Annotated in this window: 20 protein-coding genes and 2 tRNA genes; 7 read left to right on the forward strand and 15 right to left on the reverse strand. The window is 63.0% G+C overall.

Annotation, left to right across the window (positions count from 1 at the left end; genetic code table 11):
* Positions 1-354 precede the first annotated feature (354 nt).
* The gene (locus JQ46_RS04545; protein WP_034985794.1) at positions 355-1,260 is read right to left on the reverse strand and encodes a Bax inhibitor-1/YccA family protein; all 906 of its coding nucleotides are present in this window, start codon (positions 1,258-1,260) and stop codon (positions 355-357) included.
* A gap of 217 nt (positions 1,261-1,477) precedes the next feature.
* Between JQ46_RS04545 and JQ46_RS04550 the strand changes: the two genes are divergently transcribed.
* Complete coding sequence (locus JQ46_RS04550) at positions 1,478-3,079, forward strand: succinic semialdehyde dehydrogenase (RefSeq protein WP_034985796.1); 1,602 nt, start codon at positions 1,478-1,480, stop codon at positions 3,077-3,079.
* Positions 3,080-3,113: 34 nt separating this feature from the next.
* Here the strand turns inward: JQ46_RS04550 and JQ46_RS04555 are convergent, their stop codons facing one another.
* From JQ46_RS04555 to JQ46_RS04565, 3 genes are all read right to left on the reverse strand, one after another.
* Positions 3,114-4,223, reverse strand: a complete 1,110-nt coding sequence (locus tag JQ46_RS04555; RefSeq protein WP_034985797.1) for an NAD(P)-binding domain-containing protein — start codon at positions 4,221-4,223, stop codon at positions 3,114-3,116.
* 21 nt (positions 4,224-4,244) lie between these two features.
* The gene (locus JQ46_RS04560) at positions 4,245-4,943 is read right to left on the reverse strand and encodes an SDR family oxidoreductase (RefSeq protein WP_034985798.1); all 699 of its coding nucleotides are present in this window, start codon (positions 4,941-4,943) and stop codon (positions 4,245-4,247) included.
* A gap of 80 nt (positions 4,944-5,023) precedes the next feature.
* Positions 5,024-6,703, reverse strand: coding sequence for a bifunctional ADP-dependent NAD(P)H-hydrate dehydratase/NAD(P)H-hydrate epimerase (locus tag JQ46_RS04565; RefSeq protein WP_237744725.1), 1,680 nt, complete (start codon positions 6,701-6,703; stop codon positions 5,024-5,026).
* Between the two features lie 199 nt (positions 6,704-6,902).
* Between JQ46_RS04565 and JQ46_RS04570 the strand changes: the two genes are divergently transcribed.
* Positions 6,903-8,987, forward strand: a complete 2,085-nt coding sequence (locus tag JQ46_RS04570; protein ID WP_034985802.1) for an acyltransferase family protein — start codon at positions 6,903-6,905, stop codon at positions 8,985-8,987.
* 139 nt (positions 8,988-9,126) lie between these two features.
* Positions 9,127-10,290, forward strand: coding sequence for a hypothetical protein (locus JQ46_RS04575; protein ID WP_155271087.1), 1,164 nt, complete (start codon positions 9,127-9,129; stop codon positions 10,288-10,290).
* A gap of 15 nt (positions 10,291-10,305) precedes the next feature.
* On the opposite strand, the gene JQ46_RS04580 is transcribed toward JQ46_RS04575, so the two are convergent.
* From JQ46_RS04580 to JQ46_RS04620, 8 genes are all read right to left on the reverse strand, one after another.
* Positions 10,306-11,469: an acyl-CoA dehydrogenase family protein gene (locus tag JQ46_RS04580; RefSeq protein WP_034985897.1), complete on the reverse strand. Its 1,164-nt coding sequence runs from the start codon at positions 11,467-11,469 to the stop codon at positions 10,306-10,308.
* Positions 11,470-11,609: 140 nt separating this feature from the next.
* A tRNA-Leu gene (locus JQ46_RS04585) sits at positions 11,610-11,683 on the reverse strand.
* A complete protein-coding gene (locus JQ46_RS10970; protein ID WP_080719497.1) occupies positions 11,674-12,669 on the reverse strand; it encodes a Ppx/GppA phosphatase family protein in 996 nt (331 codons plus the stop codon). The genes JQ46_RS04585 and JQ46_RS10970 overlap by 10 nt, the downstream gene beginning before the upstream one ends.
* A 65-nt stretch (positions 12,670-12,734) precedes the next feature.
* Positions 12,735-13,301, reverse strand: coding sequence for a DUF501 domain-containing protein (locus JQ46_RS04600; protein WP_034985809.1), 567 nt, complete (start codon positions 13,299-13,301; stop codon positions 12,735-12,737).
* Positions 13,302-13,348: 47 nt separating this feature from the next.
* Complete coding sequence (locus tag JQ46_RS04605; protein WP_034985812.1) at positions 13,349-14,086, reverse strand: FtsB family cell division protein; 738 nt, start codon at positions 14,084-14,086, stop codon at positions 13,349-13,351.
* A gap of 110 nt (positions 14,087-14,196) precedes the next feature.
* The gene (eno, locus tag JQ46_RS04610; RefSeq protein ID WP_034985815.1) at positions 14,197-15,474 is read right to left on the reverse strand and encodes a phosphopyruvate hydratase; all 1,278 of its coding nucleotides are present in this window, start codon (positions 15,472-15,474) and stop codon (positions 14,197-14,199) included.
* A gap of 214 nt (positions 15,475-15,688) precedes the next feature.
* Positions 15,689-16,558 (reverse strand): lytic transglycosylase domain-containing protein, encoded by an 870-nt coding sequence (locus JQ46_RS04615; protein ID WP_034985817.1) that lies wholly within the window; start codon positions 16,556-16,558, stop codon positions 15,689-15,691.
* Positions 16,559-16,586: 28 nt separating this feature from the next.
* A complete protein-coding gene (locus tag JQ46_RS04620) occupies positions 16,587-17,303 on the reverse strand; it encodes a metal-dependent transcriptional regulator (RefSeq protein ID WP_034985820.1) in 717 nt (238 codons plus the stop codon).
* 123 nt (positions 17,304-17,426) lie between these two features.
* On the opposite strand from JQ46_RS04620, the gene JQ46_RS04625 reads away from it, so the two are divergent.
* From JQ46_RS04625 to JQ46_RS04635, 3 genes are read left to right on the forward strand one after another with little or no spacing between them, the layout of a single operon-like run.
* The gene (locus JQ46_RS04625; RefSeq protein ID WP_034985821.1) at positions 17,427-18,338 is read left to right on the forward strand and encodes a metal ABC transporter solute-binding protein, Zn/Mn family; all 912 of its coding nucleotides are present in this window, start codon (positions 17,427-17,429) and stop codon (positions 18,336-18,338) included.
* A 3-nt stretch (positions 18,339-18,341) separates the two neighbouring features.
* Positions 18,342-19,184, forward strand: coding sequence for a metal ABC transporter ATP-binding protein (locus JQ46_RS04630; RefSeq protein WP_051876242.1), 843 nt, complete (start codon positions 18,342-18,344; stop codon positions 19,182-19,184).
* Positions 19,184-20,041 carry a metal ABC transporter permease gene (locus JQ46_RS04635; protein ID WP_034985822.1) on the forward strand — a complete coding sequence of 286 codons (858 nt, stop codon included), beginning with the start codon at positions 19,184-19,186 and terminating at the stop codon, positions 20,039-20,041. Before JQ46_RS04630 ends, JQ46_RS04635 begins: the two co-directional genes overlap by 1 nt.
* Here the strand turns inward: JQ46_RS04635 and JQ46_RS04640 are convergent.
* Both JQ46_RS04640 and mfd read right to left on the reverse strand, forming a co-directional pair.
* Entirely contained in the window at positions 20,038-21,354 is a 1,317-nt protein-coding gene (locus tag JQ46_RS04640; RefSeq protein ID WP_034985823.1) for a MazG nucleotide pyrophosphohydrolase domain-containing protein, read from the reverse strand. The two genes, JQ46_RS04635 and JQ46_RS04640, sit on opposite strands and share 4 nt — an antisense overlap.
* 25 nt (positions 21,355-21,379) lie before the next feature.
* Positions 21,380-25,135, reverse strand: a complete 3,756-nt coding sequence (mfd, locus tag JQ46_RS04645) for a transcription-repair coupling factor (protein WP_034985830.1) — start codon at positions 25,133-25,135, stop codon at positions 21,380-21,382.
* A 90-nt stretch (positions 25,136-25,225) separates the two neighbouring features.
* Between mfd and JQ46_RS04650 the strand changes: the two genes are divergently transcribed.
* Positions 25,226-25,297, forward strand: a tRNA-Gln gene (locus tag JQ46_RS04650).
* Positions 25,298-25,375: 78 nt separating this feature from the next.
* Here the strand turns inward: JQ46_RS04650 and JQ46_RS04655 are convergent.
* Positions 25,376-26,216: IS256-like element IS1249 family transposase (locus JQ46_RS04655; protein WP_034985124.1), on the reverse strand; the 841-nt coding region annotated here is incomplete at its 5' end.

The following is a 26,216-nucleotide window of genomic DNA, read 5'->3' on the forward strand; positions in this document are numbered from 1 at the left end:
AGGCTGGCTGACCACGCTCGCGCATTCCCGATCTAACGACATTCCTCCGCCCAAGTAGCAAAATCCCCCGCACACGAGCAGCCAAGTCGCCGCTCCCCCGCACACGAACAGCCAACTCCCCCCGCCCCCATGAGACAGCCCCCCTATGGGCAGCAGAAAGGGGCTCCCGGAAAACCGGAAGCCCCTCAACTAATAGCGCCTCAAAGTCTAAAACCAGGCGCCTAAGGCTCAGAAGCCCGGGCTCCAAGGCACTGGCACCTCGAGCACTGGCCTTATAGCCCTAGCGCCTCGAGCGCTAGCACCTCAGGCGCTAGCCCCTGACTAGCCCTAACTTCAGCGCTAGCCTCTGAAGCGCTAGTCCCTGAAGTAGGACAGCAGGCGCAGGATCTCGGTGTACAGCCAGACCAGGGTAACGGCCAGCCCCAGCGCCACACCCCAGGCCATCTTGGACGGAGCACCAGCGCGAACCAGACGATCCGCCTGATCGAAGTCCAGCAGGAAGCTCATGGCAGCAATACCGATGCAGACCAGGGAGAAGATGATGGCGATCGGGCCACCGTCGCGCAGGATGCCTGCGGATCCCGTAACCAGCGCAAACACCAGGTTGCCCAGCGCCAAAACCAGGATGCCGATCATGGCGCCCACCAGGAAGCGAGTGAACTTCGGAGTCACGCGGATAGCACCGGTCTTGTACACAAACAGCATGCCAATGAACACGCCAATGGTTCCCAGAACCGCCTGGGCAATGAGCATGCCGGCGTCAGTATCGCCAACCGCAGCGCCAGAAACCAGGAACGTAAAGCCACCAACAAACAGGCCCTCGAAGGCTGCGTAGGTCAGCGTGACCGGCGCGGAGTCGTACTTCTTGCCGAAGGCAGAAACCAGAACGGCGATCAGACCACCGATCATACCGACGAAGGTCAGCCCCATCGCAATGCCGGGGTTGCTCAGGCCAATGATGAAGTTCACCACTGCCAGAGCAATGATCACGGCCAACGTGATGCCGGTCTTGGTAACAACGTCATCGACGGTCATCGGACGGTCGGCGCTGCCGGCCTGGCCGTAGTTGGCTGCGTCCTGCATGCCGTAACCCATAGCGGCGGTCTGCACACCACCGTGAGCGGAGGTCGCGTAGGGGTTCATCCCCTGCTGACCATAACCGCCCTGCTGGCCGTAGCCACCCTGGTTGCCCTGCTGTGCGAACGGGTGCTGGCCCTGGTTCTTGGCCAGCGACCCCATAAACGGGTTCGAGCTTTTCATTCTTTAGTACTCCAAAGTTGTGCTGGTCATTTTCGGTGCCGGAGCCTAGCGATTAGCCACCGGCGCTTTCGCGTACATCCTACCAACGGCTTAGTCTGCATAAAGGTTCCCACAAGCAAAAATTCGCACTCCCCCGCCCCTTCGGCGACCTATTCATTTGCTTAGAAATGTTCTAGATCGAACACACTTCCCCGGCCTTTTAGGTAGTCTCCCAAACATGAAACGAACCAACTACAAGCGCCTATCCGTAGCCGCTCTGCCCGCCGACCTGGAAGTAGAGCTGCGCGAACTCACCACCAACGCCCGCCTTCACAACCTCAACGACGAATACGACGGCAAGCGCCTGGAGATCGAGGCTCCGTTCCTCGGCGAGACGATCGGCTGGGTCGCCAGCGGTGACTCCGACGATGTCACCGAAGCCTTCCGCTTCGCCCGCCGTGCCCAGCAGTCCTGGGTGCATGTCCCCTTCGCCGAACGCAAACGCATCTTCCGCCGCTTCCACGACCTGGTCCTGAAGAACGCCGAACTGCTCTGCGACATGGTGCAGCTGGAGACCGGCAAGAACCGTGCCAGCGCCTTTGACGAGGTCATGGACGTCGCCAACAATTCGCGTTACTACTCCAACAACGTGGAGAAGTTCATGAAGCCGCGCAGGCGCGCCTCGGCGATGTCGGTCATGGCGAAGTCCGTTGAGTACCGTCACCCGCTGGGAGCAGTCGGCCAGATCAGCCCGTGGAATTACCCGCTGTCCCTCGGCATTGGCGACGCGATCCCCGCACTGCTCGCCGGAAACGCTGTGGTCGCTAAGCCCGACTCTGCTACGCCTTTCACCTCGCTTTTGGTCTTTAAGTTTCTTTTTGACGCCGGACTGCCGCGCGACCTGGTGCAGTTAGTTACCGGTTCCGGCCGCGTGGTTGGTAGTGCCATTGCGGATCAGTGCGACTTCTTGATGTTCACTGGCTCCACCGCAACGGGCAAGGTTTTGGGCGAGCAGGTTGGCCGTCGCTTAATCGGCTATTCCGCCGAGCTGGGTGGCAAGAATCCGCTGATTATCGCCAACGACGCGGACGTCAATTACGCCGCCCGCGGCGCTATCGATGCGTGCTTCTCTAACTCCGGTCAGCTGTGTGTTTCCATCGAGCGCATCTATGTCGAGCGTGCGTCCTACGAGGATTTCGTGGGCGCGTTTTCCTCGCGCGTGCAGTCCATGAGCCTGGGCAGCGGCTTCGAGTGGGAGACGCAGATGGGTTCGCTGGCTTCCGCTAGCCAGCTGGAGACCGTGGAAAAGTATGTGGAGGACGCCCGCGAGAAGGGCGCGAACATCCTGTGTGGTGGTAAGAAGCGCCCGGATCTGGGCCCTTACTTCTACGAGCCGACGGTCATGGTGGACGTTCCAGAGGATGCGCTGCTGCGCACCGAGGAGGTCTTCGGCCCGGTAGTTTACATCGAGCCGGTGGAGGATCTGTACGACGCGATCGAGCTGGCCAACGATACGGACTACGGCCTGAACGCCTCTGTGTTTGCCGCCGACGACACTGCCTGGAAGATCGGCCCGAAGATCGAGTCCGGTTCGGTGGCTCTGAACGATGGCTACACCTCCAGCTGGGCGGCCATTGATAACCCCATGGGTGGCATGAAGGAATCCGGTGTCTCCCACCGCCACGGCGCGGAGGGGTTGCAGAAGTACACGGCAACGCAGAACGTCACCTCGCAGCGCTTCATGTACTTCCGCGGGCCGGAGTCGCTTAGCCGGAAGAGCTTCTCCAAGGTTATGCTCACGCTGCTGAAGGCTGGCAAGACCTTCCGCATGCTGCCGTAGCAGCGACTCCCGCCGCGCGAAGCTCGCGCGGCTGTCACCCTCGGGTGGCCGCCACTACCTCGGCGGCCACCCTTTTTGCATGCACTCCCACGCCAGTGATGGTGGCGGAGCCGGGCCCCACCCAATCGCCATAGCCCACGAGGAAAAAGCCGGGGTGCTGGGGCGAGGGGGCGTCACCACGAAAAGAGAGCAACCCGCGAAAAGGACCGAGGGCGGGGCGGAACCCGGTGCACCAGATGAGGTGGTCGGCGGAAACGTCATCAAGGGTGGAGAACATCTGCGTGGGGCGCAGGCGGCCGGTATCGCGAGCGCGGCGGACGACAGGGAGCATGACGATGTCCCCGAGGCTGGAATCAGCGCCAGGGTCTTTCTTACCTGCGGAAATAGCGAGGTAGCGTTCACGGTTGCGGCGGAAAAGCTCCGCGCCGTCGACGTCGTCAGGCATCCAGCGGGGCGGGTGCCGGACGAACCAGGTGACATCGGCGACATCGGCCAGGTCTGCGGCGATCTGCGCTCCCGAGTTGGCCGCTCCGACGACAGCCACGGAGGAACCAGCGAATAGCTCCGGCCCCGGATAGGTGGCGGTGTGCCACTGCCGGCCGGCAAACTCGCCGGGATAGTAGGGCACGAAAGGCGCGGACCAGGTGCCCGTGGCGGCCACGACGGTGCGGGCGCGCCAGATGTGGGCGCGGCTGGTGTGGGAGGCGCTAGACGAGTGGCCATCGCCTCTACCCGTGCGGGCATGCAGTTGAAAAAGCCCGGTCGGCTCGTCGTACTCCACCCGTTCGACATGCACGGGACGGACGACGGGCAGATCGTAGCGGCGTTCGTATTCGCGCAGGTAGTCGACCACATGGCCGGGCGGTGGATAGCCTTTAGGGCCGTTGTAGCTGGGCATCGGCATGCCCGGGAGGTTAGAGAAGTTGGTGTCGGAGAATAATGTCATCGACGGCCACATGTGCCGCCAGGCCCCGCCCGGTTCCGGCTGATCGTCGAACACCGCAAAGTCAGGTGCCTTGCGCCCCCGTCTGTCCTCCCGGCGCAGGTAGAAGGCTGTGGCCAAAGCGGACTGGCCGCCACCGACAATGGCGCAGTCCAGAATGCGGTTTAAGTCAGGGGCTGAAGCTGAGACTGGTTCTGTCATGAGTTGCCTGCAAGGAAGAAACTAGCGCCCGTTAGCCGGGCGGATCGTCAGCGACTCGACCATGGCATCGTCCGTCGCGTCAATGGCCAGGCGCACAGCCTTCGCCACCGACCCCGGGCGCAGGTACTGAGTTTCGTCGTAATCCGCTTCGGCCACACCGCGGTGGGCCTGGATCTGACGCTGCATGTCGGAATCGACCTTGCCTGGGTGAATGGAGCTCACGCGGATCTTGTCGCGCTGCTCCTCCCGCAGCGCATCGGTGTAGGCGCGCAGGGCGAACTTCGTGGTGGCGTACGGGCCAAAGCCCACGCTGGAGCGGTAGCCCGCGCCAGAGTTGATCGTCACCACGGTTCCGTGCGCCGCCTGCAGCGCGCCGAGGAGCTGCCGGGTGAGCTCCGCAACGGCAAACAGGTTGATGTCGAAGGCGTGTTTCCACTGTTCAGGGGTGGTTTCGGTAACCGGATCGTGTGCCACCACGCCCGCGGAGTGCACCAGCACGTCCAGGCTGTCCAGCCCCAGTTCTGCCACGGCTGCACCGATGCCTTCCGTATCGGCGAGATCCGCCACGAAACCTTGCGCGCTCGGGAACTGGGAGGCAACGTCGTGGGCCTTCTCCGAACTGCCACCGATGATCAGGTGGTAGTCGTCCTGCAGTTCGCGGGCAATCGCCAGGCCGATGCCTCGCGTGCCGCCGGTAATCAGTGCGATCTTGCGTTCCATTGTTGCTTTCCTTCCTCTACTCTCTTGTTCTCTTGCTCTGTACCCTTGCGCACCCTTGCGCACCCTTGCGCGTTCTCGCGTTATTTATGGTCGGGCGCCACAGTGCCCAGCCATGCCGTTGCATGCGGGATATGCTGTGCGATCTTCAACGCCGAGGTCGGCGCCGGGCCGTACGGGGTAAGGGAGGCTATATATGACGCCGCAGCGTGCATCGCCACACCGATCGCGGCTGTGTCAACCACGTAATCTGCCTCGTGCGCCTCCAACTCGTACTGCCCGGCTTCTGTGTAACCGCTATCCCGCGCCCGTTTGCCGGCATCGCGCGCCACCAGCGCGCCCAGAATTCCCGCGAGTACGTCGCCGGATCCGGGAGTGGCGGCCCAAGACGATGCAGTATCGACAACCACGGTGCGCTGTGGGTTGGCGATGATGGTGAAGCGCCCCTTCAGCAAAACCGTGCAATTCAGCTCGCGGGCCAGTCGTTCGGTGGAGGTGATTCGGTCCGGCGATTCTGCTGGCAGCCCGGCCGCCTTGGCCAACCGATCGAACTCCCCATCGTGCGGGGTGAGCAGCGTGGGAGCGTTGCGCGCACGCAGAATCTCTAGAACGTCAGGGTTCTTCGCCAGGACGGTGATCGCGTCGGCGTCCAGAACCAAGGGCTGCACCATGTCTAGAACGGAGAGCAGTTCATCGCGGGCGTCACGGTCTGTGCCGCGACCAGAGCCGACCATGCGCGCCTGCACCTGCCCCGCCCCGCGGACCACAGGGTGCACGACGACTTCCGGGGTGGTTGCCAGAACGTATTCAGGGTGCTCGCCGATGTAACGCACCATCGAGCTAGTGGTGTTCACCGCCGCGAGCGTGGCCAGCACGCCTGCTCCCAAGTAGTCCTTGCTGCCCGCGCAGATGCCTACTACCCCGCCGGAGTATTTGTCGTCCACTGCCCCCGGCTCGCCGGGCAGCTCTCCGGGCAACGGTTCCGGGCTGCCGAGCAGCTGCGCAGCCATGTCTTCCGGTGCGAGACGCTCAACAGGCGTGTGCCACAACGCGACATTGCTTTGGGCACTCTCGGCACTCTCCGCGTTTTCGAGCCTGGCCAACTCGGCGGAAAGCATAGAGCCATCGTCCAAGCCGATGTCCTCGCACAGCACCGTTCCGCACTCGGCGCTGAGGCCGTGCGCCCGGCGCAACCCACCGAAGGTGACGGTCACGTCGGCACTAACGTGCCTGCCCGGTGCCTTCCCGGTATCGGCGGCCACACCGCTGGGGATGTCGATGGCCAACACAAGCGGCCGGCGCTTCCTTCCAGCGCGCACCCCCTGGGCTTCTCGCAGGAACTCATCGACCTCCACCGGGATCTCACCACGCCCGCCGAGGCCGAACATCCCGTCGACGATCACGCGATAGCTGTCTGCTAGTCCCAGCCCGACGAAGCTTCCGCCCGCCGCCGTGAACGCCCGCGCGGCGCGCTCGTGCACGCGGTCAGCGCCTTCGAGTGGGTAGGCCTCAACCTTCCTCCCCTGCATCGCAAGAACTGCGCCGGCGTACAACGCATCGCCGCCGTTTCCTCCCGGGCCGACCAGCAGCAACACGGACCCCTCTGCAGCGCCCGCTGGCTCCTCTGCTTGGGCCAGGATTTTTTCTGCCACGACCGCCACTGCATGCGCGGCGGACTGCATCAGCTCATCCTCCCGCTGCTCGCGGGGGAACAAGGCAGCCTCGGCCGTGCGGATGTCCTGGGCTGTGTAGAGAGTGCGCATATTTCCCATGATAGGTGTGCAGCGCACCTACCCTGCGCTCGAACTAGACCTCCAGCCCTGCCCCCGTAGTGGCGTTCTAAAAAAATCGTTTCCCAAAGGTTCCCCAAAGGGCTAGACTGCATAGTCTGAACTGACGCGCCGGCGGCGCGCATAAAACCTCATAAGCACCTCACACTTGGAAAAGGTTCACTCGCTTCACATGCCTCGCCCAATAAACAAGAATCAGCGATACGTATCCGGACTCGATGGGCTGCGGACGATCGCAGTTGCCGTGGTTGTGCTCTACCACCTGCACGTTCCCGGCTTCGTCGGGGGCCTCATGGGCGTGGGTGTGTTCTTCACGCTGTCGGGTTACCTCATCACCGCCAACCTCATGCGTTCGTGGGACAAGAAGGGCAACCTGACGCTCCGCACCTTCTGGCTGCGCAGGTTCCGGCGCCTTATGCCGGCGGTGATTGTCACACTGATCGCCACCCTGATCCTGACGGCGGCGCTCGCTCGTGACGAGCTCACCGATCGTTTCTGGGAGGCGCTGTCCGCCCTGTTCTATGTGAACAACTGGCACACCATCTTCCAGGAGAAGTCCTACTGGGATAACTTCGGCGGCCCGAGCCCGCTGAGCCACATGTGGTCGCTGTCCGTCGAAGAGCAGTTCTATCTGCTCTGGCCCCTAGTGCTGCTTGCGCTGCTGGTCGTTACCCGCTCGCGGATTGGCGCGCTTATTGGCTCCTTGCTACTGACGGGTGCCTCTTTTGCCTGGATGTGGGCGCTAGCGGCTCCGGGGATGGACAACACCCGCGCATACGAAGGCACCGATACCCGCGCCGGCGCCCTGTTGTTGGGTGCGTGCCTGGCGATTTGGCTTTCTTCCCGTCGCCAAGCGGGTAAGTCCGTCGAGCCTGCGAAAATTACCGCGAACCTGTTTGGCCTCATCGGCTTGGCAGGTATCGTGGCGCTCGTCGTGCTGGTGGAGCAGGAGTCAATGTTCCTGTACCACGGTGGGCTGATCTTGCTTTCCGTGGCCTCTGTGCTGGCGATCTTCTCCGTCCTGCACCCGCAGAGCCTGTGGAGCCGAGTGTTGGGCTTTGGCCCCATCCGCTGGCTCGGCGAGCGTTCTTATGGCATCTACCTATGGCACATGCCGGCGATTGCCTTCATGCCGCAGTCGTGGCTGGAAAACAACAAGCTGCTGGCCAGTGTTATCACCATCGGCGTGAGCGTTGCCCTGGCCGCTATCAGCTGGACGCTTATCGAGGATCCGATCCGCAAGCATGGCGTGATCCCGCCGATCAAGGCATGGCTGCGTAGTCGCAAGGCAGACCGCGAGGTTGGCGACAACCACGACAACTCGGGGGCTGCTGCCGGCATATTCCGCCAGCCCTTCCCCACCTACTTCACTTCCGGTGCCGCTGTGGTGCTGGCCGCGGTGGTCGCTATTGGTGCGACGCCCATTAGCATCAATCCCACGGCATCCCGGCAGGAAGCTGGCGCGGGTAAGGGCGGCGAGCCTGCGATGGAGCTGGATCCGTCGCAACGTCCGGGTGGCGCTGGGAAGGCTGCTGGGTCGCAAGATCCCACTACTGAGGGGTCTGCCGCTGACGTCGACCAGGAACCGGATTCCAAGCTGATGAGCTGCAAGCGCGTGGTGCACGTCGGCGATTCCACGTCCATCGGCATGTTCGCCAACGACATGGTGAACGATCCCGAGAACACGGCCTTCGAGACGTATCTGAAGTACGGCGCCGAGGAAGTCATCGACAGTGTCTTCGGCGCGCGCAACACCACAGAGGGCTGGCAGTCCGAGGACGGCTCGCAGAGCTACCCGCCGGCCATCGACTCCGTACAGGAGCTGCTGCCCACCGCCGCTGGCCCGGATACCTGCTGGGTGATCGCCACCGGTGTGAACGATGCGGCGAACTACGCGGCGGGCGCAAACCTGGCTGCCCCGGAACGCATCAAGATCATGATGGACATTCTGGGCGACCAGAAGGTCATGTGGCCGACGGTCACCACCAACACTAACGAGGGCTACTACGCAAACTCCAACATGGAGGAGTTCAACCAGGCTCTGCGTGACGCGCAGAAGGATTACCCGAACCTGCGGGTCTACGACTGGGCCGCCGAGGCGAAGCCCGAGTGGTTTGCCGAGGGCGATTTCGCCCACTACGGTCCGGAGGGCAACAGTCAGCGCGCCGAGCGCTTCCCCGCTGCCCTTGCCAAGGCCTACCCGAAGTCGAAGGGTGGCCAGCCCTCCGACGAGTTGGTGGTGAACTCCGGGCTATAGAGCCAAGCTCCCCAGAACGTAAAATCCCAAGAACGTGCGGAAACACACTAAGCTTCTGTACGTTCTTCTTTAATGCAAGGCTTATGCAGCGCTCGTGAGGTTAGCGCCCATAGGCGGTTCAACGTGTAGGAGCCCAGGCGTGGAATCACCGGAAAACGGCAGCCGGAACCAGCGAGACCAGCGAACCCAACGGAACCAGTGGAACTCGCAGAGCTCAGGGGCACCGAATGACACTCGCAGCTCGCGCGACTCACGGAATGAGTGGAGTTCGCGGAACGAGTGGAAGACCGTGGTGCGCTCGGACGAGACCTCGGCTGCGGAAGCCGATGCGGAGACCAACTCCAGCACGCACCCCTCCACGGAGCCCTTCGAGCCGGTATCGCCACCCCAGCAGCCGGCTTTCAATCCCATTGCGGCCCTAGGTGCCGGTCCCAGCTCCGGCCCCGCGCCCGTATTCGGCCCGGGCATGGCTCCCCCACCTGCGGCAGCTCAGGCCATGGCGCAAGTTCAGCCTCCTAAGAAGAGTTCGGCACTTCTTCCGGCAATCGTCACCTTCATCGTCTGCGTCCTGCTGCTGGCAGGTGGCCTGTTCGGATATAAGAAGCTCACCGAGCCCTCCAACAACGAAGTTGATCCAGGCAAGCCCTCCGCAGCCTCAGGGGCGGCGCCTGACGCAGAGACTGGTGCAGGATCTGATGCGGATGACTCCGACGACGGGGGCGACTCCGATGGGGCTGACGAGTCCGGGGAGCAGTTCGACGCCGCCGACCTGGTCCCACGGATGGCCTCCATGACGGTGCCCGACTTCAGCGTGCTGGAAGATGCCGAACGCTCCGATGAAACGAATTTTCCAGCAGTCACTTTGAACGATGGCGTATACGGCGAACCCGGCTATGGCTTCAACATCAGACTCGGCAGCAACGATCCAAGCGGCGATCGTGACAAAATCTCCCCGATCTACGCTCAAGGCGACCTTAACGGTGACGGGGAGGACGAGATTGTTGTGCAAATGTACAGCAACCGGGGAGGAAACAGCTTCGTCAACCACTTCGTGGTGTACGATAAGAACCTCACCCCGATGGGCTACACCCAGGTGGATGACCTCGATGAAGATCTGCCGACGATGGGTCTGCGTGGCCAGACGGCCGACGAGGTAAAGATCGAGGATGGAAAGCTGTTCGTCGATTACCTTGGGTACGGCGATTCAGACCCCATGTCCTCCCCCTCCCAGCGCACGCAGGTCTACCTGACCTGGAACGGCGGCACGGACTTTGAACTGGCCGAGCCGCCAACCTTCCTCTGACCCCTGGCGCAGTCTCTAGTCCTGCTTAAACTCGCGGGCGATCAGCAGCTTCATAATCTCGTTCGTGCCGCCGTAGATGCGCTGCACGCGAGCATCCGTGTACATGCGGGAGATCGGGTACTCGCGCATGAAGCCGTAGCCGCCGAACAGCTGCAGGCAGCGGTCCGCCACGGAGCTCTGCAGGTCGGAGGCCAGGTACTTCGCTGCCGAGGCCTGTGCGGGCGTCAGCTTGCCCTCAATGTGTAGCGCCGTGCAGTGGTCGGTCAGCGTCTTCGCCGCCAGCGTCTCGCTCGCGCACTCGGCTAGAACGAACTGGGTGTTCTGGAACCCTAGGATCGGACGTCCAAACGCCTCGCGCTCATTGACGTAGCGGATGGTTTCGCGCACAGCACCCTCGCACGCGGATGAACCGGCGATAGCTAGGATCAAGCGCTCTTGCGGCAGCTGCTGCATCAACTGCACGAAGCCCATACCTTCCTTGCCGCCCAGCAAGTTGTCGGCGGGCACGCGCATGTCGGTGAAGAAGAGCTCGCGGGTATCCTGACCACGCTGGCCGATCTTGTCCAGCACGCGGCCACGCTCGAAGCCCTCGAGATCCTTGGTTTCGGCGACGATCAGGGACAGTCCCCTGCCGCCCGGCTGGTCGTTGGTGCGGGCGACGATCACCACAACGTCGCAGTGCGTGCCGTTAGTGATGAAGGTCTTCGAGCCGTTGATTACCCACTCGTCGCCATCCAGCTCCGCGCGGGTCTTGATGGCCTGCAGGTCGGAACCGGTGCCGGGCTCGGTCATGGCGATAGCGCCGACCAGCTCACCGCTAGCCATTCCCGGCAGCCAGCGCTTACGCTGCTCCTCCGTGCCGAGTTGGTAGATGTAGTGGGCGACGATCACGGAGTGCACACCGTTGTGCCAGGCGGAGTTGCCAGCCAGGGCGAGCTCCTGCTGGATCACGGCCTCGTGGGCAAAGGTGCCGCCACCTCCGCCGTACTCCTCGGGGATGGAGGCGCACAGCAGGCCAGCATCGCCAGCTTTGTTCCAGAACTCGCGCTCGACCTGGTGGTTTTCTTCCCACTTCAGCTCGTTGGGAGTCACCTCCCTGGCGATGAACTCGCGGGCGTGCAGGCGTAGGGCGTCAGTTTCCTCGGTTTCCCAAGGTGCGCGGTAGTTATCCAGAATCATGTCGATGGCTCCCTCAAAAGTGAATTGAAACGCCGGCATGTGATTTTGCCAGCGAAATACTTTCTCGGGAATAACGCTACAACAGTATGATCGTGAGCTGGCTCACTTTCGAGAAGAAGTTCTAAAAGAAAAACAAAAAGTCCCCCCAGTCGGACTCGAACCGACACTGAACGGATTTTAAGTCCGCTGCCTCTGCCAATTGGGCTATAGGGGGCGTGCCATGACCTCAGCCAGCATCCCGTCCAATATATCCTTCTCGCTGACCGTGATCTCACTAAGCCCCCAATCAAGGAACTGGCTCGTGAAGGCATCCACCACGATAGAACCGCCACCGATCACATCCGCGCGGCCCGGGTGCATAGGCCCGTACTCGCAGCGCTGGGGTGGCGTCAATCCCAAAAGATTACGCGCCGTGGCGCGGAAGTCCTCCAGCGACAGGGTGGCCATGTGGATAGCCCGCGAGTCGTACTCGGAAAGCCCCAGGGTAATGGCGGCGAGGGTAGTCATCGTGCCCGCCACACCCACGACCTGATCCACGTCGCGCAGATCCACGTTAGAACGCACCTGCTCCATCAGCTCCCCAACAAAGGCGCGAGCCTCGGCGACCTGCTGCTCCGCCGGTGGCTGGTCGTGTAGGAATCGCTCTGTCAGGCGCACGCAGCCCATGTCTGCCGAGAAAGCCTGCGTCTCGCGCCCCGGGCCGTGCACGACGAACTCAGTGGAGCCGCCACCCAGGTCGATGACGCACACGGTGCGGTCCTGTGCATCCGGCAGATCCGTGATGGCTCCGCGGAAGCTCAGCTCCGCCTCCTGCTCGCCGGAGATCACCTGCGCCACCGCCCCTTCGAGCACGCGACCCAGGTGCCGGCGGGTGATGTCGAAGAACTCCTCGCGGTTCGCCGCATCGCGGGTGGCGGAGGTCGCCCCCATCATTACGTCAACCACGCTGTACTCGACCATGCGGTCGGCGTAGATCTGCAGAGCCTTGTCCACGCGCTGCAGGGCCTCGTCGGCGAAGCGACCCGTGGCATCCACGCCCTGACCCAGGCGCACGATGATGTTATCCCTGTTGAGCTCGTTAATCTGCCCGTCCGGGGTGCGCTCGCTGATCAGTAGGCGGATGGAGTTCGTGCCGCAGTCGATGGCGGCGAAGCGGGGAGTCTGGGACTCGTTCTGGGGCTGGTTCTGGGCGGTGCTCATGGTACCCAGGCTACCCCGCGACAGCCCTGGGGTTACGCTGCGGTCACTCTGCGGCAGCCTTGCGACTACTCCGCGATGCTCGCGGCATCCATGGACGTACCCAGCGAGGCCGACGTCGGCCAGCCCGCTGGCAGCGCCGTGCCCTTTAGCTTCGGATTGTTCTCGATGGCCAACGCGACGGCCTCGGTGCCCAGGCGCACCCGCTGTGGCCCCTCCGCCAGCGCATAGGCAATCAGCACGTGCAGGCACTTCACGCGGTCGGGCATGCCGCCGCCGGAGAAATCCGTGCCCAGATCCTCCATCTTGTTGCGCTCGGCCAGGTAGTGCTCGTGCGCGGCCTGGTAGTCGGCGGCCAGCTCTTCGTCTTCGGGCAGCCGCGCCTGCATCGTCTTCATCACGCCTGCAACCTCCAGGCGGGAAGCTTCGGCGGTCAGGCGCGGATCCGTCAGGTAGTACAGCGTGGGGAACGGAGTGCCATCCGGCAGCTTCGGCTGGGTTTTCACCACGGCGGGAACCCCATCCGGAGTGTAGTAGCTGACCTCGACCACACCGCGAAGCGGGCGACCGAGCTGCTGGCGCATTATCTCCAGGTCGTCTTCGGTTGGCGGGCCGGGCTGGCGTTGGTTGGTCATGGGATCCCTCAGTTCCTCTGTTGGAGTTGTCGCTCTAGTTTGGTGCTCTAATTAGCCGGTGCTGGTGCTGGCGCCTGTTCTGGCGCTGCGGGCTGCCCCTCGGGCGCGGGTGCTGCGGGCTGTTCCTGCTCCGTATTCTCCTCCGGCACCGTCGGCAGATTGTGGTCTTCGGTCGCCGGATCATCTTCCTGCAGCTCTTCCTCCGGCGTGGAAATCGAGTCCCACAACTGGGCGTACCAGTCGCGGTTGCCTTCGCCCTCACCCTGGGACTCTTCGTCCGTTTCGGTGCCTAGCTCGTCAGCGGGGATCTTCGGGGAAATGATGCGATATGCCGACTCCCCCGGCTCAATCAGCCCCAGGCGCGTGCGTGCCTGTTCCTTGATGAAATCCTCGTCGCGGTAGCGGTTGAGCTCGCTCGTGAGCTCCGCTTTTTCCTTCTCCTGTACCTCAATCTTCTGGTTCAGCTGCGCCAGCTCGGCGCGTTGCTCGAAGTAGTTGCGCAGCGGGTTGGCTATGGAAACCGCCAGAAAGATCACCAGTACCAGCGCCACGAGCCACGTGGTGGGGCTCATGTTCTTGGGCACTTCCACAAAGGAGCGCGCCATGCGTTTCGGCGCGGTTTGCGCGCGGGCTCGGCGCCTCTCGCGCCTCTCGATCGACCGTGCCCGGGGCAGGTGGGCGGACTCGGGGCGGCTGTTTTCTGGCCCCTCTTTTTCGGACGCCACATCTGCGCGCGGCTGATCCTCCGGCTCCTTGTCCGGTTCGCCCTTGGTCGATTTGCTCATGGTCTACAGAGTCTAGCGAAGCGAGACTGAAATGCGAGTAGCCCACGGCCATCGGCTGGATGGCGGTGGGCTACTGGTTTGCCTTGTGCTCCTTGGGGAGCGCCTAGCGCTTACTTGGTAAAGCGCGGGAAGGCGGAGCGGCCTGCGTAGACAGCTGCGTCGCCCAGGATCTCCTCGATGCGCAGCAACTGGTTGTACTTGGCAACGCGCTCGGAACGAGCCGGAGCGCCGGTCTTGATCTGGCCACAGTTCAGGGCGACGGCCAGGTCGGCGATGGTGGTGTCCTCGGTCTCACCGGAGCGGTGGGACATCATGCTGCGGTAGCCGTTGCGGTGTGCCAGCTCGACAGCGTCGAAGGTCTCGGTGAGGGTACCGATCTGGTTCACCTTCACCAGCAGTGCGTTGGCTGCCTTCTCCTCGATGCCCTTGGCCAGGCGCTGCGGGTTGGTGACGAAGAAGTCGTCGCCGACCAGCTGAACCTTGTCGCCGATCTTGGCGGTCAGGGCGGTGTAGCCCTCCCAGTCGTCCTCCTGCAGCGGGTCCTCGATGGAGACGATCGGGTACTCCTCGATCAGATCCTCGTAGACCTTCGCCATCTCCTCGGCGGTGTGCTCGCCGCCCTCGAAGTGGTACTTGCCGTCCTTGAAGAACTCGGAGGAGGCAACGTCCAGCGCCAGTGCGACGTCCTCGCCGACCTTGAAGCCGGCCTTTTCGATGGCCTCGACGATCAGATCCAGGGCTGCCTTGGTGGAGTCCACAGACGGGGCGAAGCCGCCCTCGTCGCCCAGGCCGGTGGATAGGCCCTTGTCCTTAATGACCTTCTTCAGGGTGTGGTAGACCTCGGCGCCAACGCGCAGTGCCTCGGAGAAGGTCTCTGCGCCGATCGGGGCGATCATGAACTCCTGGACGTCCACGCCGGAGTCGGCGTGTGCGCCACCGTTGAGGATGTTCATCATCGGTACCGGCAGCACGTGGGCGTTCGGGCCACCGACGTAGCGGAACAGCGGCAGGTCGGCGGACTCTGCAGCGGCACGGGCAACAGCCATGGAAACACCCAGGATGGCGTTGGCGCCCAGCTTGGACTTGTTCTCGGTGCCGTCCAGGTCGCGCATCAGCTGGTCGATCAGGCGCTGATCGTCTGCTTCCACGCCCATCAGTTCTTCGTCAATGTCCTCGATAACGTTCTTGACGGCTTTGAGCACACCCTTGCCCTGGTAGCGCTCGCCACCATCACGCAGCTCGTGTGCCTCGTGCACACCGGTGGAAGCGCCGGAGGGAACGGCCGCGCGGCCGAAAGAGCCGTCGTCCAGAAGTACGTCTACCTCGACGGTCGGGTTACCGCGGGAATCGATGATTTCACGGGCGTCAATGTTGAGGATCAGGGCCATGTGTCTGCCTCCTTGGCATGTGGCATTGAGGTGCCAAACTGTTGATTATCTGTTCTTGGGTTAACAGCTAACAAAGGTCTCCACCGCAGCGCTGGGCAGCCCACGGGTGGCACCGAGCACAGCGGTCTACTTCCATTGTGGCACCGCCAGAATTTTTTCGCCGTCACGCGGGCAAATCCTGGCTAAAACCACCCCTCCCTAAAGGGGGAATGGCCTACTGCGGCGACTGGCCAATCGCGTAGTTCGCCGCTGCGTCGCGTACCTGCACGACGTACTCGTTGGAAAGGTTGTACCCCTTGATCGCGCTCTTCCAACCACTTTCGGTGCTAAGGTCGCGCCCTTCTCTGCACAGTAGTTTGGTCGCGGTGGCGGCAGCGTCGTAGACGCTCTGCGGATTCTTCTTGCCGTCGCCATCTGCGTCCACCCCGTAGATCTTCCAGGATTCGGGGATAAACTGCATCGGCCCCAGCGCACGGTCGTACTCGCGGTCACCGTCCAGGCGCCCCTCGTCGGTATCCTCCACCTTGGCGAACTCGCGGCCGTTGAGCTGCGGGCCGATGATGTCAGGTTCGGCGATGCCGTCGTCGTTGAGTTTGGACGCCCCGAAGCGCTGGCCGTCATAAGTCCCGTGGCGGGTCTCTACGTAACCGAGCCCGGCCAGCGTATTCCAGGTCAGGTTGCAGGCGGGGGTCTCGCTCCGGGCGAAGCCTTCGGCCTTGCCGTAGGCCATGAGGGCCTGCAGAGGGATGTTTAGCTCCTCGGACTTTGGCTTAGCCCAGTCCAGAGCCTGCTGGTATGCGCGGTCGCTGTCATTCGGGTCGAAGTCCGGCGCGGGACTCGCGGCCTTCGGTGGGATATCGGTAGGCACCGGCAGGCGGTCGGATTCGGAGTCGCGGTCACTGGTGACGAACCCTGCCACCAGGTAACCAACCAGGGCGATGATACCCAGCAGCGCGACGACCACTACGAAGAAACCGCAGCCCCCCAGAAGCCCCCGGTTCGGGCGACTGCCGGCTGCGTCGTCATCCCACACAGAATCGTTTGGTTCGATCCTCTGCGGGCGGCGATAGTGGTTCGACGCCATGGATGTCCTTCCTACTTGTTAAGCCTTCTTATGCCTTCTTGGGCTTCTCAGCGCGCTCACTCTGCGAGTTCTTATCAGCAGCGCTTACCAACACTGCGCTTAGGCTACTCGCTGGAAGTTGAACCCGTGTTTCCGACTCGGCGATGTGCAACTCCGCCATATCTGCGAACACACGCTCGCCGACGGTGATGTGAACTCCGGGGAGCACGCCGTGCTCGGTGAGATAACGCACCAGGGCGGCATCCCTGTCGCTAATGCGATCCACGATGAGCTGTTCGCCCGTGTGGGCGTCCGAAAGAAGGAAAGCCGAGCTTGCAGGAATGTGGCCGCCTTCGTCGGGAATAGGGTCACCGTGCGGGTCTCGTGTGGGGTTATTTAGCAGGCTGGCGATGCGATCGACGAAGGTTTCGGAAACCGCATGCTCTAAAACCTCGGCCTCGTCGTGCACCTCATCCAGGCCGTAGCCCAAGTGGTTGCACAGAAAAGTCTCGATCAGGCGGTGGCGGCGAACCATGGTAAGGGCGATTCTGCGACCCGCTTCACTGAGCTCGATGTCCCCATAAGGGGCGTGGTCGACGAGCCCTTGGGTGGCGAGGCGCTTGATCGCCTCCGAGGCAGTAGAAGGTCGCTGGTCCATGTGGCTGGCCAAGACGGAAAGGGAAACCCCACCTCCGGACCACTCCTGCAGATCGAAGATCTTCTTCAGGTAATCCTGGGACCTCTCGGGAAGGTCTGTGACATGCATGTCGACCAGTGTACGGGGGTAATCGGGGTTTTAAGAACTCAAGGGTGTGGACTAAGCTGCACTATATTGTTCAACCCATTGAACATTACGCCCCTCACTATCGGAAAGTTTATTACCTTGAAAATGAAGCCCAGTAAGAAGCTAGCGGCAACTCTGTGCACCACAATCCTCGCAGTTGCAGGCACCACCGCCTGCAATAGCGAGAACACACCCGATGAAAAAGCCGAGGTTCTAACGACTTTCACCATCTTGGAAGACATCACCTCCAACATCGCCGGCGATACCCTCACCGTGCGCTCACTAACCCAGCCCGGCGCGGAGGTTCACGGCTACGACCCCACCCCCAGCGACATCGCCGCCGCGTCCGATGCGGAGCTCATCATCAACAACGGACTGGGACTGGAACACTGGCTGGACAAGCTGACCGCAGACAGCTCCGCCCAGCGCACCACTGCCAGCGACGGCGTGAAGCCCATCAACATCAAGGGCACCGATCAGCCCAACCCACACGCCTGGATGAGCCCCACCCTCGCCAAAACCTATGTGGACAACATCGTCCAGGCCTTGAGCGACCTGCGTCCGGAAAACGCAAAGACCTACGAGGACAACGGCAAGAAGTACAAAGACAAGCTCGACGACGTGCAGACCGAGCTCCAGGACGGCCTGAAATCCCTGCCCCGCCACCAGCGGACACTGATGAGCTGTGAGGGTGCCTTCAGCTACCTCACCGAAGACATGAACATGAAGGAGGGCTACATCTGGCCCGTCAACACCGAGGGCGAGATCACCTCTCAGCAGATCACCCAGGCGTCCGACTTTGTCCGTGACAACGACGTTCCCGCCGTCTTCTGCGAATCCACCGTCGAGCCCGGCCCCAAGGAGCAGCTGATGCGAGATACGGGTGCCCGCGACGGCGGCACGCTGTATGTCGACTCGCTATCTGAGGCCGACGGCCCCGTGCCGACCTACCTCGACCTTCTTTCTTATGACGCCCACACCATCGTCAACGGACTGACCGGCAAGGATGCGAAGTAACTAATGAACTCGCCACGCTCTTCCACCTCCCCCGCTTTGATCGTCGATGATTTGCACGTGAGCTACGGCGCCGTCAATGCCCTGACCGGCGTGAGCCTCAGCCTGAATTTCGGCCAGATCACCGCGCTCATCGGCATGAACGGTGCGGGCAAGTCCACGCTATTCAAGGCCATCATGGGGTTGGAGCGCCCAACCTCTGGGCGCATTGTGGTCAACACCGGCGAGAACTCGGCCATGGGGTTGCGCGGCGCGGTGGCCTACGTACCCCAGCACGACCAGGTGGACTGGCACTTCCCCATCAGTGTGCGCGAGATCGTCGCCAGCGGGCGGCGCCGGGCACGCTCGAAGGCAGGGTTCCTGCCCGAGAGCTCGTGGTTGTGGGGGCTGAGAAGGTGGCGTCAAGAAAAGAAGAACAACGACCGCATCGTCGATAAAGCGCTACAGCAGACCGGACTGACGAACCTGCAGGATCGCCCCGTCGGAGCCCTATCCGGCGGACAGCGCAAGCGCGTGTTCGTAGCGCGTGGCATTGCACAAGAAGCGAAGATCATGCTGCTAGACGAGCCTTTCGCTGGCGTGGATACGCAGTCACAGTCGCAGATCACCGCTCTGCTACACGAGCTGGCTGAGGCCGGGACGGCGCTGCTGATCTCCACTCACGACCTGGATCGGCTGCCGGAGCTGTGCGACAACGTAGCGATGCTCAATCGCCGGATCGTCGCCGAGGGCGCATTGGACGAAGTGCTGACGGCGGAGAACCTCACCCGCACGTTTAGCCTCGACGCTTCGACCGCAATCGCAGGGGCCGATGGATCCACGGGAACTAAAGGAAAGGCGGCGCTGTAATGAGCACGCTCGCAAGCATTTTCGACCCGATCCTGCTCCCCTTGAGCTACAGCTTCGTACAGCGGGCGGTGCTCGCCGCCAGCGTGATGGCCGTGGTCGCGGGGCTGCTGAGCTGCTGGCTGATCCTGGTGGGCTGGTCGCTACTCGGCGATGCGGTCTCGCACGCTGTACTGCCTGGCGTGGTTCTGGCCTACATCTTTGGCGCGCCCTTCGCCGTCGGCGCGATGATCGCCGCCCTCATTGCCGTGGGCTTGGTGGGCTCGGTCAAGGAAAGAACTACGCTGCGGGAGGACACCTCCATCGGCATTGTCTTCACCACCTTCTTCGCCCTCGGACTAGTGCTTCTTTCTGTGACGCCTAGCGGCACGCACTTACAGGAGATCCTGTTCGGCAACCTGCTGGGCATCACGCAGTCCGCGCTGTGGCAGATCCTGGCCATTGGAGGCATCGCGTTTGTGGTGCTGCTGGCGAATGCACGCACGTTTACTCTGTGGGCTTTTGACGCCGAACACTCCAGAACCATGGGCTTCAATACGAAGGCCATACGGTGGGCACTGTTGGCGTGCCTGGCGTGCGTGGTGGTGGCCAGCGCCCAGGCCGTTGGCGTGATCTTGGTGGTAGCAATGCTGATTACCCCCGGCGCAACCGCTTACCTGTGGACGCGCCGCTTCCGCCACATGCTGCTTATTGCCCCGTTGGTGGCGTGGGTCAGCTGCATCACGGGCATCCTGCTGAGCTTCAACGTAGACGTATCCACTGGCGGCACCATCGTGCTGGTACAGTCGGCCATCTTCGGGCTGACGTACCTCTTCGCCCCACGTGAAGGCCTGGTACGCAGTTTTCTAACGCGGCGCTAGTTGCTCTGCTGCTGGCTCCCTGGCTGCTGGGGGTTGGGATGCTGAGGCTTGTGCTGTTGGGACCGCAGCTTCTCGCGGAACGCCGCAACAGCATCGTGTAGGCGGCGCTCTGCCTCACCGGGGCTATCTAGCTCCAGGCCAACCATCGGGTAGCGGATGTCGGTCGGGATGTCCTTATCCGGGATTCCCCGCTCCCGCGCCTCAGCGATGACGGCCTCCGCTGCGGTCAGGGCGCTGGTGCCAGTCGAGCCGACAGCTGTGCCAACAGAGCCGGCGGGGACTGCCGGACCTGCCGTTTCAGCGGGCGCTTGGACGGCCGGGAACTGTTCCGCGTGCGGCTCCTGGCGGGGCTGTGCAGACTGAGCAGGCTCAGCCTGCTTCTCGGCCGCCTTCCGCTCAGCTTCCTTCTTGGCCTCGCTGTAGCGCAGGTAATCCTCGCCGAAACTACGGATTCGCTGGGCTTCCTCTTCCTTCTTGCCCTCCTCCCATAGGCGGTCCTGCTCCTGGCGCGGAACCTGGCGCTCGATCTCCTCAAACAGGTAGGGGGCGCGGGCGCGCAGCTTCGCCGAAAACGCCCCGGCCACGTGGCCAATGTCGAAGGCGCCACGGCGGTTGGCGATCTCCGCGTGGAAGAGCACCTGCAGAAACACGTCCGACAGTTCGGAGCACAGATCCTGCTCTATCCACTCTGGACGCGCAGCAGCCTCACCCTCGCCCTCGGGCTTCCAGCTCTCCATCAGTTCGATGGTGCGGGCCAGCTCCTCTGTTTCCTCCCGCAGGAACTTCACCAGGCTGGTGTGGGTCATGGACTGTTCCCACTCCCCCTGGCGCAGAGCACGCGCCATTAGCGCCACCGCGTCCTCGATTTCATCCATCACGGAAGCCGGAACTTCGGTGCGCGTCGTGCGGCGCAGGCCGGCCACGGCCGCAGTGTGCTCGTCGGTCCCGACGATCTCGCCGTCCACCACGCCATCGCCCGAGTGGGTGATCTCGGCTGCGTTTTCCCCGTCGGTGGCGTCACTAACAGAAGAGCTACCGGCCTCCAGCTCGCGGGCGGGCTCCATGTGCACCTTGAGGCTCGGCGCGGTGATGAGCTCCTCACCAGCCTCGATGCGGGTAACGACAGCTTCGTTTTCCAGATCCGTCGTGACGATAATGTCGGACTCATCGACCGTGTGGCCGCCCAGATCCGCGATAACCCAGCGGACGCGGATGGGCACCTCCTCCGTGTAGCACACATCTCCACGGAGCAGATCGACGGCCTCCACGGGAATCATCGCGGGGAAACGGGGATCTAGTAATACGACTGACATGGCGGTTATTCTAGCGCGTCGGTGTTTAGGACGTGCCCTTATCCTTGCCTGCCCCCTTACTTGAGCCTTTGCCAGCCCCCTTGCCGGCACCGCCCGCCATGTTGCGAATCGGGATGCCTGCCAGCTGCGTCAACGCATCGGCGCACCACTGCACCAGCTCCGTATCGCGCAGCGGAACTGCGCGCATGCCCTGCCCGCGCTTCGGAGCCGGGATCAGCACGATCTTGGTAGTCGCACGGTAGTTCGCCGCCGGGAACAGGCGCTTCAGGCGCACCTGGGTGGAATCCTGCAGCTCGATGGGGCTGAAGCTGATCTTCGAGCCCGTGGCCACCACCTCCGTGACCTGCAGATCTCGGCACAGCAGGCGCAGGCGCGAGAGCACCGCGAGCATCTGGATCTGCTCCGGCGGCTCGCCATAGCGGTCGCGCAGCTCCTCGAGCACCTTCTCGATCTGCTCCTCGTCCTGCACCTCGGCGAACTTGCGGTAGGCCTCCAGGCGCAGGCGCTCCGAAGCGATGTATTCGGCCGGGATGTGCGCATCCACCGGCAGGTCGATGCGGATCTCCTTCTTTTCCTCCTCCCTGCCGTCGACGGGCTTGCCGTCAGCCATCGCGCGGAACGCCTCCACTGCTTCGCCGACCAGGCGGACATAAAGGTCGAAGCCCACACCCGCGATGTGTCCGGACTGCTCGGCGCCCAAGACGTTGCCCGCACCGCGCATCTCCAGGTCCTTCATGGCCACCGCCATGCCCGCGCCCAGGTCGTTGTTCTGGGCGATGGTCGTCAGGCGGTCGTAGGAGGTCTCGGTCAGCACCTCCCCCTTCGGGTAGAGGAAGTAGGCGTAGCCGCGCTCACGGGAACGCCCCACGCGCCCGCGCAGCTGGTGCAGCTGGGAAAGGCCCATGTGGTGGGCATTTTCCACGATCAAGGTGTTGGCGTTGGCGATGTCCAGGCCAGTCTCCACGATGGTGGTACACACCAGCACGTCGAACTCGCGATCCCAGAAGCCCTTCACCGTGGTCTCCAGCTGTTCCTCGCTCATCTGGCCGTGTGCGACCACTACCCGGGCCTCCGGTACCAGGCGGCGAATGTCCGCAGCGGTCTGCTCGATGCTGCGAACCTTGTTGTGGACGTAGAACACCTGCCCGTCGCGCAACAGCTCGCGGCGGATGGCCGCGGCCACGTGCTTATCCTCCTGCGCACCCACATACGTCAGCACCGGGTGGCGATCCTCCGGCGGGGTGAGGATCGTCGACATCTCGCGGATGCCCGCCATCGACATCTCCAGCGTGCGGGGAATCGGGGTTGCGGACATCGTCAGCACGTCCACGTGGGTGCGCAGCGACTTGATGTGCTCCTTGTGCTCCACGCCGAAGCGCTGCTCCTCGTCCACGATGATCAGCCCCAGGTTCTTCCAGTGCACGCCCGTCTGCAGCAGGCGGTGGGTACCGATCACGATGTCCACCGTGCCGTCGGCCATGCCATTGATAACCTTCTTGGACTCCGCCGGGGTGGTAAAGCGGGACAGCTCCTTGATGGTGGTGGGAAAGTCCTGCATGCGCTCGCTGAACGTGTTGAAGTGCTGCTGCGCCAGCAGGGTGGTAGGCACCAGCACGGCCACCTGCTTGCCCGACTGCACGGCCTTGAATGCGGCGCGCACCGCCACCTCGGTTTTGCCATAGCCCACGTCACCGACAATCACGCGATCCATCGGCACCGGCTTTTCCATGTCGGCCTTCACAGCCTCGATGGCGTTGTACTGATCCTCGGTCTCGGTGAACGGGAAGGCATCTTCCATCTCCCGCTGCCAGGGCGTATCCGCGGCGAAGGCATAGCCCGGCGCGGCCTGGCGGCTGGCGTAGAGCTGCACCAACTCGCCCGCGATCTCACGCACGGCACCGCGGGCCTTGCGCTTGGTGTTCTTCCAATCCGCGCCGCCCATCTTCGACAGCGCGGGCTTCTCCCCACCGACGTAGCGCGACAGCATATCCAGCTGATCCATCGGCACGTATAGCTGATCGCCCGGCCCGCCCCGCTTGCTGGGCGCGTACTCCAGCACTAGGTACTCGCGGCGGGAGGCATCCGGCCCCTTGCCCACGGTGCGTTCCGTCATCTTCACGAACTTTCCGATGCCGTGGGAATCGTGCACCACCAGATCACCCGGCTCCAGCGCCAGCGGATCCACGCGGTTGCGCTTCTTCGCAGGCTTGCGCTTGCCCGTGGCCTTCGCGTCCACGCGGTTGCCGGTCAAATCCGTTTCCGTGAAGAACAGCAGGCTAGGGCGCTTGTCATCCCCGGCAAAGGGGAACACCAGCCCCTCGTAAGCCACGGCGTGGTAGATGCTCACCTGGTGTGGCGCGGGCTCGTCGGCGGTGGTGTGCTTGGACTTCCTGATCCGCCCCAGGCCACGGCTGCCGCTGAGATCCACGCCGATTGCCTCGGCCGCGATGCCGGCTTCTTGGAAGCGCCGCAGCATGCGGGCCGCCACGGCCGGGGTTGGGGCCGCGAAGGCCACCCTTCCGCCGGATTCGACGCGCTTGCGGATGTCGCTCATCAGCGCACCGATGGCCTCCATCTCGCCGTGCGGTCGGGGCGCCGAGTCGTAGTTGAGTTCCAGAACATCGGAAGTGTCGGCGTCAAAATCGGCCATCCCGAGCGTAGACAACGTCCACCAGGGCCGCCCCAGCTTCTGCTGTACCTTCTGCACCGCGTCGATCGATAGGTAAGCCACGCCCTCCATCGGCGCCGAGCCGCCCATCGCCGCAACATCCCAGCCGGCCTCGAGGAACTGCTGGCCGGTTTCGCGCAGGTCGTGAGCACGGCGTTCGACGGCTGCGGGCGCCATCACCAGCGTGTGCGTACCTTCCGGCATGAGCTCCGGCAGCGCCACCAGCTCCGCCGTGTGCAGGGCCGGGATCAGCGATTCCATCCCCTGCACCTGGATTTTCTGGCTGATCTTGTCGAGGATCTCGGCCAATTCCGCGTTGCCGGCATGCTCTTGGGCAAGGTTCTTTGCTTTTGACGCCACCTCGTCCGTGACGATCAGTTCCCGGCAGGCATAAACCATCACCTGGTCCGGCTCCACCCCGGGGATGGTTCGCTGGTCGCCAACACTAAAGGCGCGCACTTCCGTGATCTCGTCGCCCCAGAAGTCCACGCGGACGGGCATTTCCTCGGTCGCGGGGAAAATGTCCACGATGCCGCCGCGGATGGCGAAGTGGCCGCGCTTACCCACCACGTCCACGTGCGTGTACCCGAGCTCTTGCAAACGGTGGGTCAAGGAGTCGAAGTCGATCTCCTCCCCCACCTTCAGTCGCACAGGCGTAACCTCGCCCAGGTTCGACTGCACGGGCTGCACCGCCGCGCGGGTCGGAGCCACCACCACCTGCAGGTTCTCATCGCCCTCGTGCAGGCGGCGCAGCACGCGCATGCGGGTGGAGACCGTCTCCGCGGCCGGCGACAGCTTCTCGTGCGGCAGGGTCTCCCACGACGGGAAGAGCTCCACCCTGTCGCCCAACATGTAGCGCAACACCGTGGTGAGGTCCTGGGCCTGGCGCCCTGTAGCCGTCACCACCAGCAGCGGGGTGCGCTGCGCCAGCGTGCCGACCGCGAAAGGCCACGCACCCTCGGGGGCCTGCATGTGCAGGGTTCCCTCCCCCAGGTGCGTCATCATCCCGCGCAGTTTCCCGTCCTGCGCAGCCGCTTTTAGCAGCCCCGCCAGACTGGGCGCCGGATTTGAAGTGCGGTTGGCGTTGGCTTTGGGCGTGGCTGTCTGACTCATGGCCAACAGTCTATCCTCCACTTCACCCTGCGGTTTATGCGCCCGGTTGGGTGTGCTGTAAAGTGTTCGCTGCACATTAATATGTGCACTTCTCCCATGGTGTAATTGGCAACACTACGGTTTTTGGTACCGTCATTCTAGGTTCGAGTCCTGGTGGGAGAGCTTTTTCTTTTGGAAGGGTGGGGCGATACATGTGGGTTAAGGGTCAAAATGTGTGTCTGGCTCGGCGTGTCGCGGGGGTTAGATTTGGCCTTTTTGAATGCCGATTGAGTGGGTGTAGTCGGTGTCGATAGCGTTGTCGTAGAGGGCTGGGCGTCCTGTTTCGTGGTCGGCTTGGTTCTCGGTTTGGGTCAGGGTGGATACTTTGGCGAGTTGGCCCTGGCCCCAGTCGGACTGCCTGGCGATTCGTACTGGATCGTCAGGCAGTTCCGTTTTTAAGTAGAGCCACCAATCCAGCATGCGGCGTTGTCGTTCGCCTGATCTGCCGCGGTGGGTTCTGGCGAGCAGTTTGAGCTGGGCGTTGATGCCGCCTTCTAAGCTGTTGGTGGTGGATTTGATCCGCTCGGGCGCAAGGACTCCTGCTGGCGGGTTGAGGTAGACAAACAGCATCTCGGACCGCCAAAGATGGTTGAGGCTGTTGTAGGCCTTGCGCACGTTGTGGTGGGTCCACACGCGGGTCCATGCACCTGTTTTGGGGTCTTTGATCATGGTTTTCTCGTTCATCCATTCCCGGTAGATCGTTGAAAACTCGTGCAGTTGCACACCCCACGCGGCGGCTTCATCCAGTGTGGTGATCCGGGTCAGTTTCAGCGCAAGTCGGTAGATGGTGCGCCCGGCATCGGTGCGTGGGTTGGTGGTGGTGTAGCGGCGGACCACGCGTTGGGCGTGGACGAGGCAGCGTTGAATTTTCGTAGTCGGCCAGCACTTTTTGATTGCGCTGTATGCGCCTTGGCCGCCGTCGATGACGGCGATGAGTGGGGCTTCGATGCGTTCAAGCAGCAGTTGGTAGTCGCGGGTGGTTTCGTGTTTGCACCAGTGCCAGGCGATCACGTGGTCGATGGTCGCCGCGACGATCAGGCAG

Source organism: Corynebacterium jeikeium (assembly GCF_000738175.1).
In the GTDB taxonomy this organism is placed as follows: Bacteria; Actinomycetota; Actinomycetes; order Mycobacteriales; family Mycobacteriaceae; genus Corynebacterium; species Corynebacterium jeikeium_C.

What these genes read in the sequence shown, in the direction of transcription:
- JQ46_RS04545 (WP_034985794.1), bottom strand. Translation starts at nt 1,260, where the DNA reads ATGAAAAGCTCGAACCCGTTTATGGGGTCGCTGGCCAAGAACCAGGGC.
- JQ46_RS04550 (WP_034985796.1), top strand. Translation starts at nt 1,478, where the DNA reads ATGAAACGAACCAACTACAAGCGCCTATCCGTAGCCGCTCTGCCCGCC.
- JQ46_RS04555 (WP_034985797.1), bottom strand. Translation starts at nt 4,223, where the DNA reads ATGACAGAACCAGTCTCAGCTTCAGCCCCTGACTTAAACCGCATTCTG.
- JQ46_RS04560 (WP_034985798.1), bottom strand. Translation starts at nt 4,943, where the DNA reads ATGGAACGCAAGATCGCACTGATTACCGGCGGCACGCGAGGCATCGGC.
- JQ46_RS04565 (WP_237744725.1), bottom strand. Translation starts at nt 6,703, where the DNA reads ATGCGCACTCTCTACACAGCCCAGGACATCCGCACGGCCGAGGCTGCC.
- JQ46_RS04570 (WP_034985802.1), top strand. Translation starts at nt 6,903, where the DNA reads ATGCCTCGCCCAATAAACAAGAATCAGCGATACGTATCCGGACTCGAT.
- JQ46_RS04580 (WP_034985897.1), bottom strand. Translation starts at nt 11,469, where the DNA reads ATGATTCTGGATAACTACCGCGCACCTTGGGAAACCGAGGAAACTGAC.
- JQ46_RS10970 (WP_080719497.1), bottom strand. Translation starts at nt 12,669, where the DNA reads ATGAGCACCGCCCAGAACCAGCCCCAGAACGAGTCCCAGACTCCCCGC.
- JQ46_RS04600 (WP_034985809.1), bottom strand. Translation starts at nt 13,301, where the DNA reads ATGACCAACCAACGCCAGCCCGGCCCGCCAACCGAAGACGACCTGGAG.
- JQ46_RS04605 (WP_034985812.1), bottom strand. Translation starts at nt 14,086, where the DNA reads ATGAGCAAATCGACCAAGGGCGAACCGGACAAGGAGCCGGAGGATCAG.
- eno (WP_034985815.1), bottom strand. Translation starts at nt 15,474, where the DNA reads ATGGCCCTGATCCTCAACATTGACGCCCGTGAAATCATCGATTCCCGC.
- JQ46_RS04615 (WP_034985817.1), bottom strand. Translation starts at nt 16,558, where the DNA reads ATGGCGTCGAACCACTATCGCCGCCCGCAGAGGATCGAACCAAACGAT.
- JQ46_RS04620 (WP_034985820.1), bottom strand. Translation starts at nt 17,303, where the DNA reads ATGCATGTCACAGACCTTCCCGAGAGGTCCCAGGATTACCTGAAGAAG.
- JQ46_RS04625 (WP_034985821.1), top strand. Translation starts at nt 17,427, where the DNA reads ATGAAGCCCAGTAAGAAGCTAGCGGCAACTCTGTGCACCACAATCCTC.
- JQ46_RS04630 (WP_051876242.1), top strand. Translation starts at nt 18,342, where the DNA reads ATGAACTCGCCACGCTCTTCCACCTCCCCCGCTTTGATCGTCGATGAT.
- JQ46_RS04635 (WP_034985822.1), top strand. Translation starts at nt 19,184, where the DNA reads ATGAGCACGCTCGCAAGCATTTTCGACCCGATCCTGCTCCCCTTGAGC.
- JQ46_RS04640 (WP_034985823.1), bottom strand. Translation starts at nt 21,354, where the DNA reads ATGTCAGTCGTATTACTAGATCCCCGTTTCCCCGCGATGATTCCCGTG.
- mfd (WP_034985830.1), bottom strand. Translation starts at nt 25,135, where the DNA reads ATGAGTCAGACAGCCACGCCCAAAGCCAACGCCAACCGCACTTCAAAT.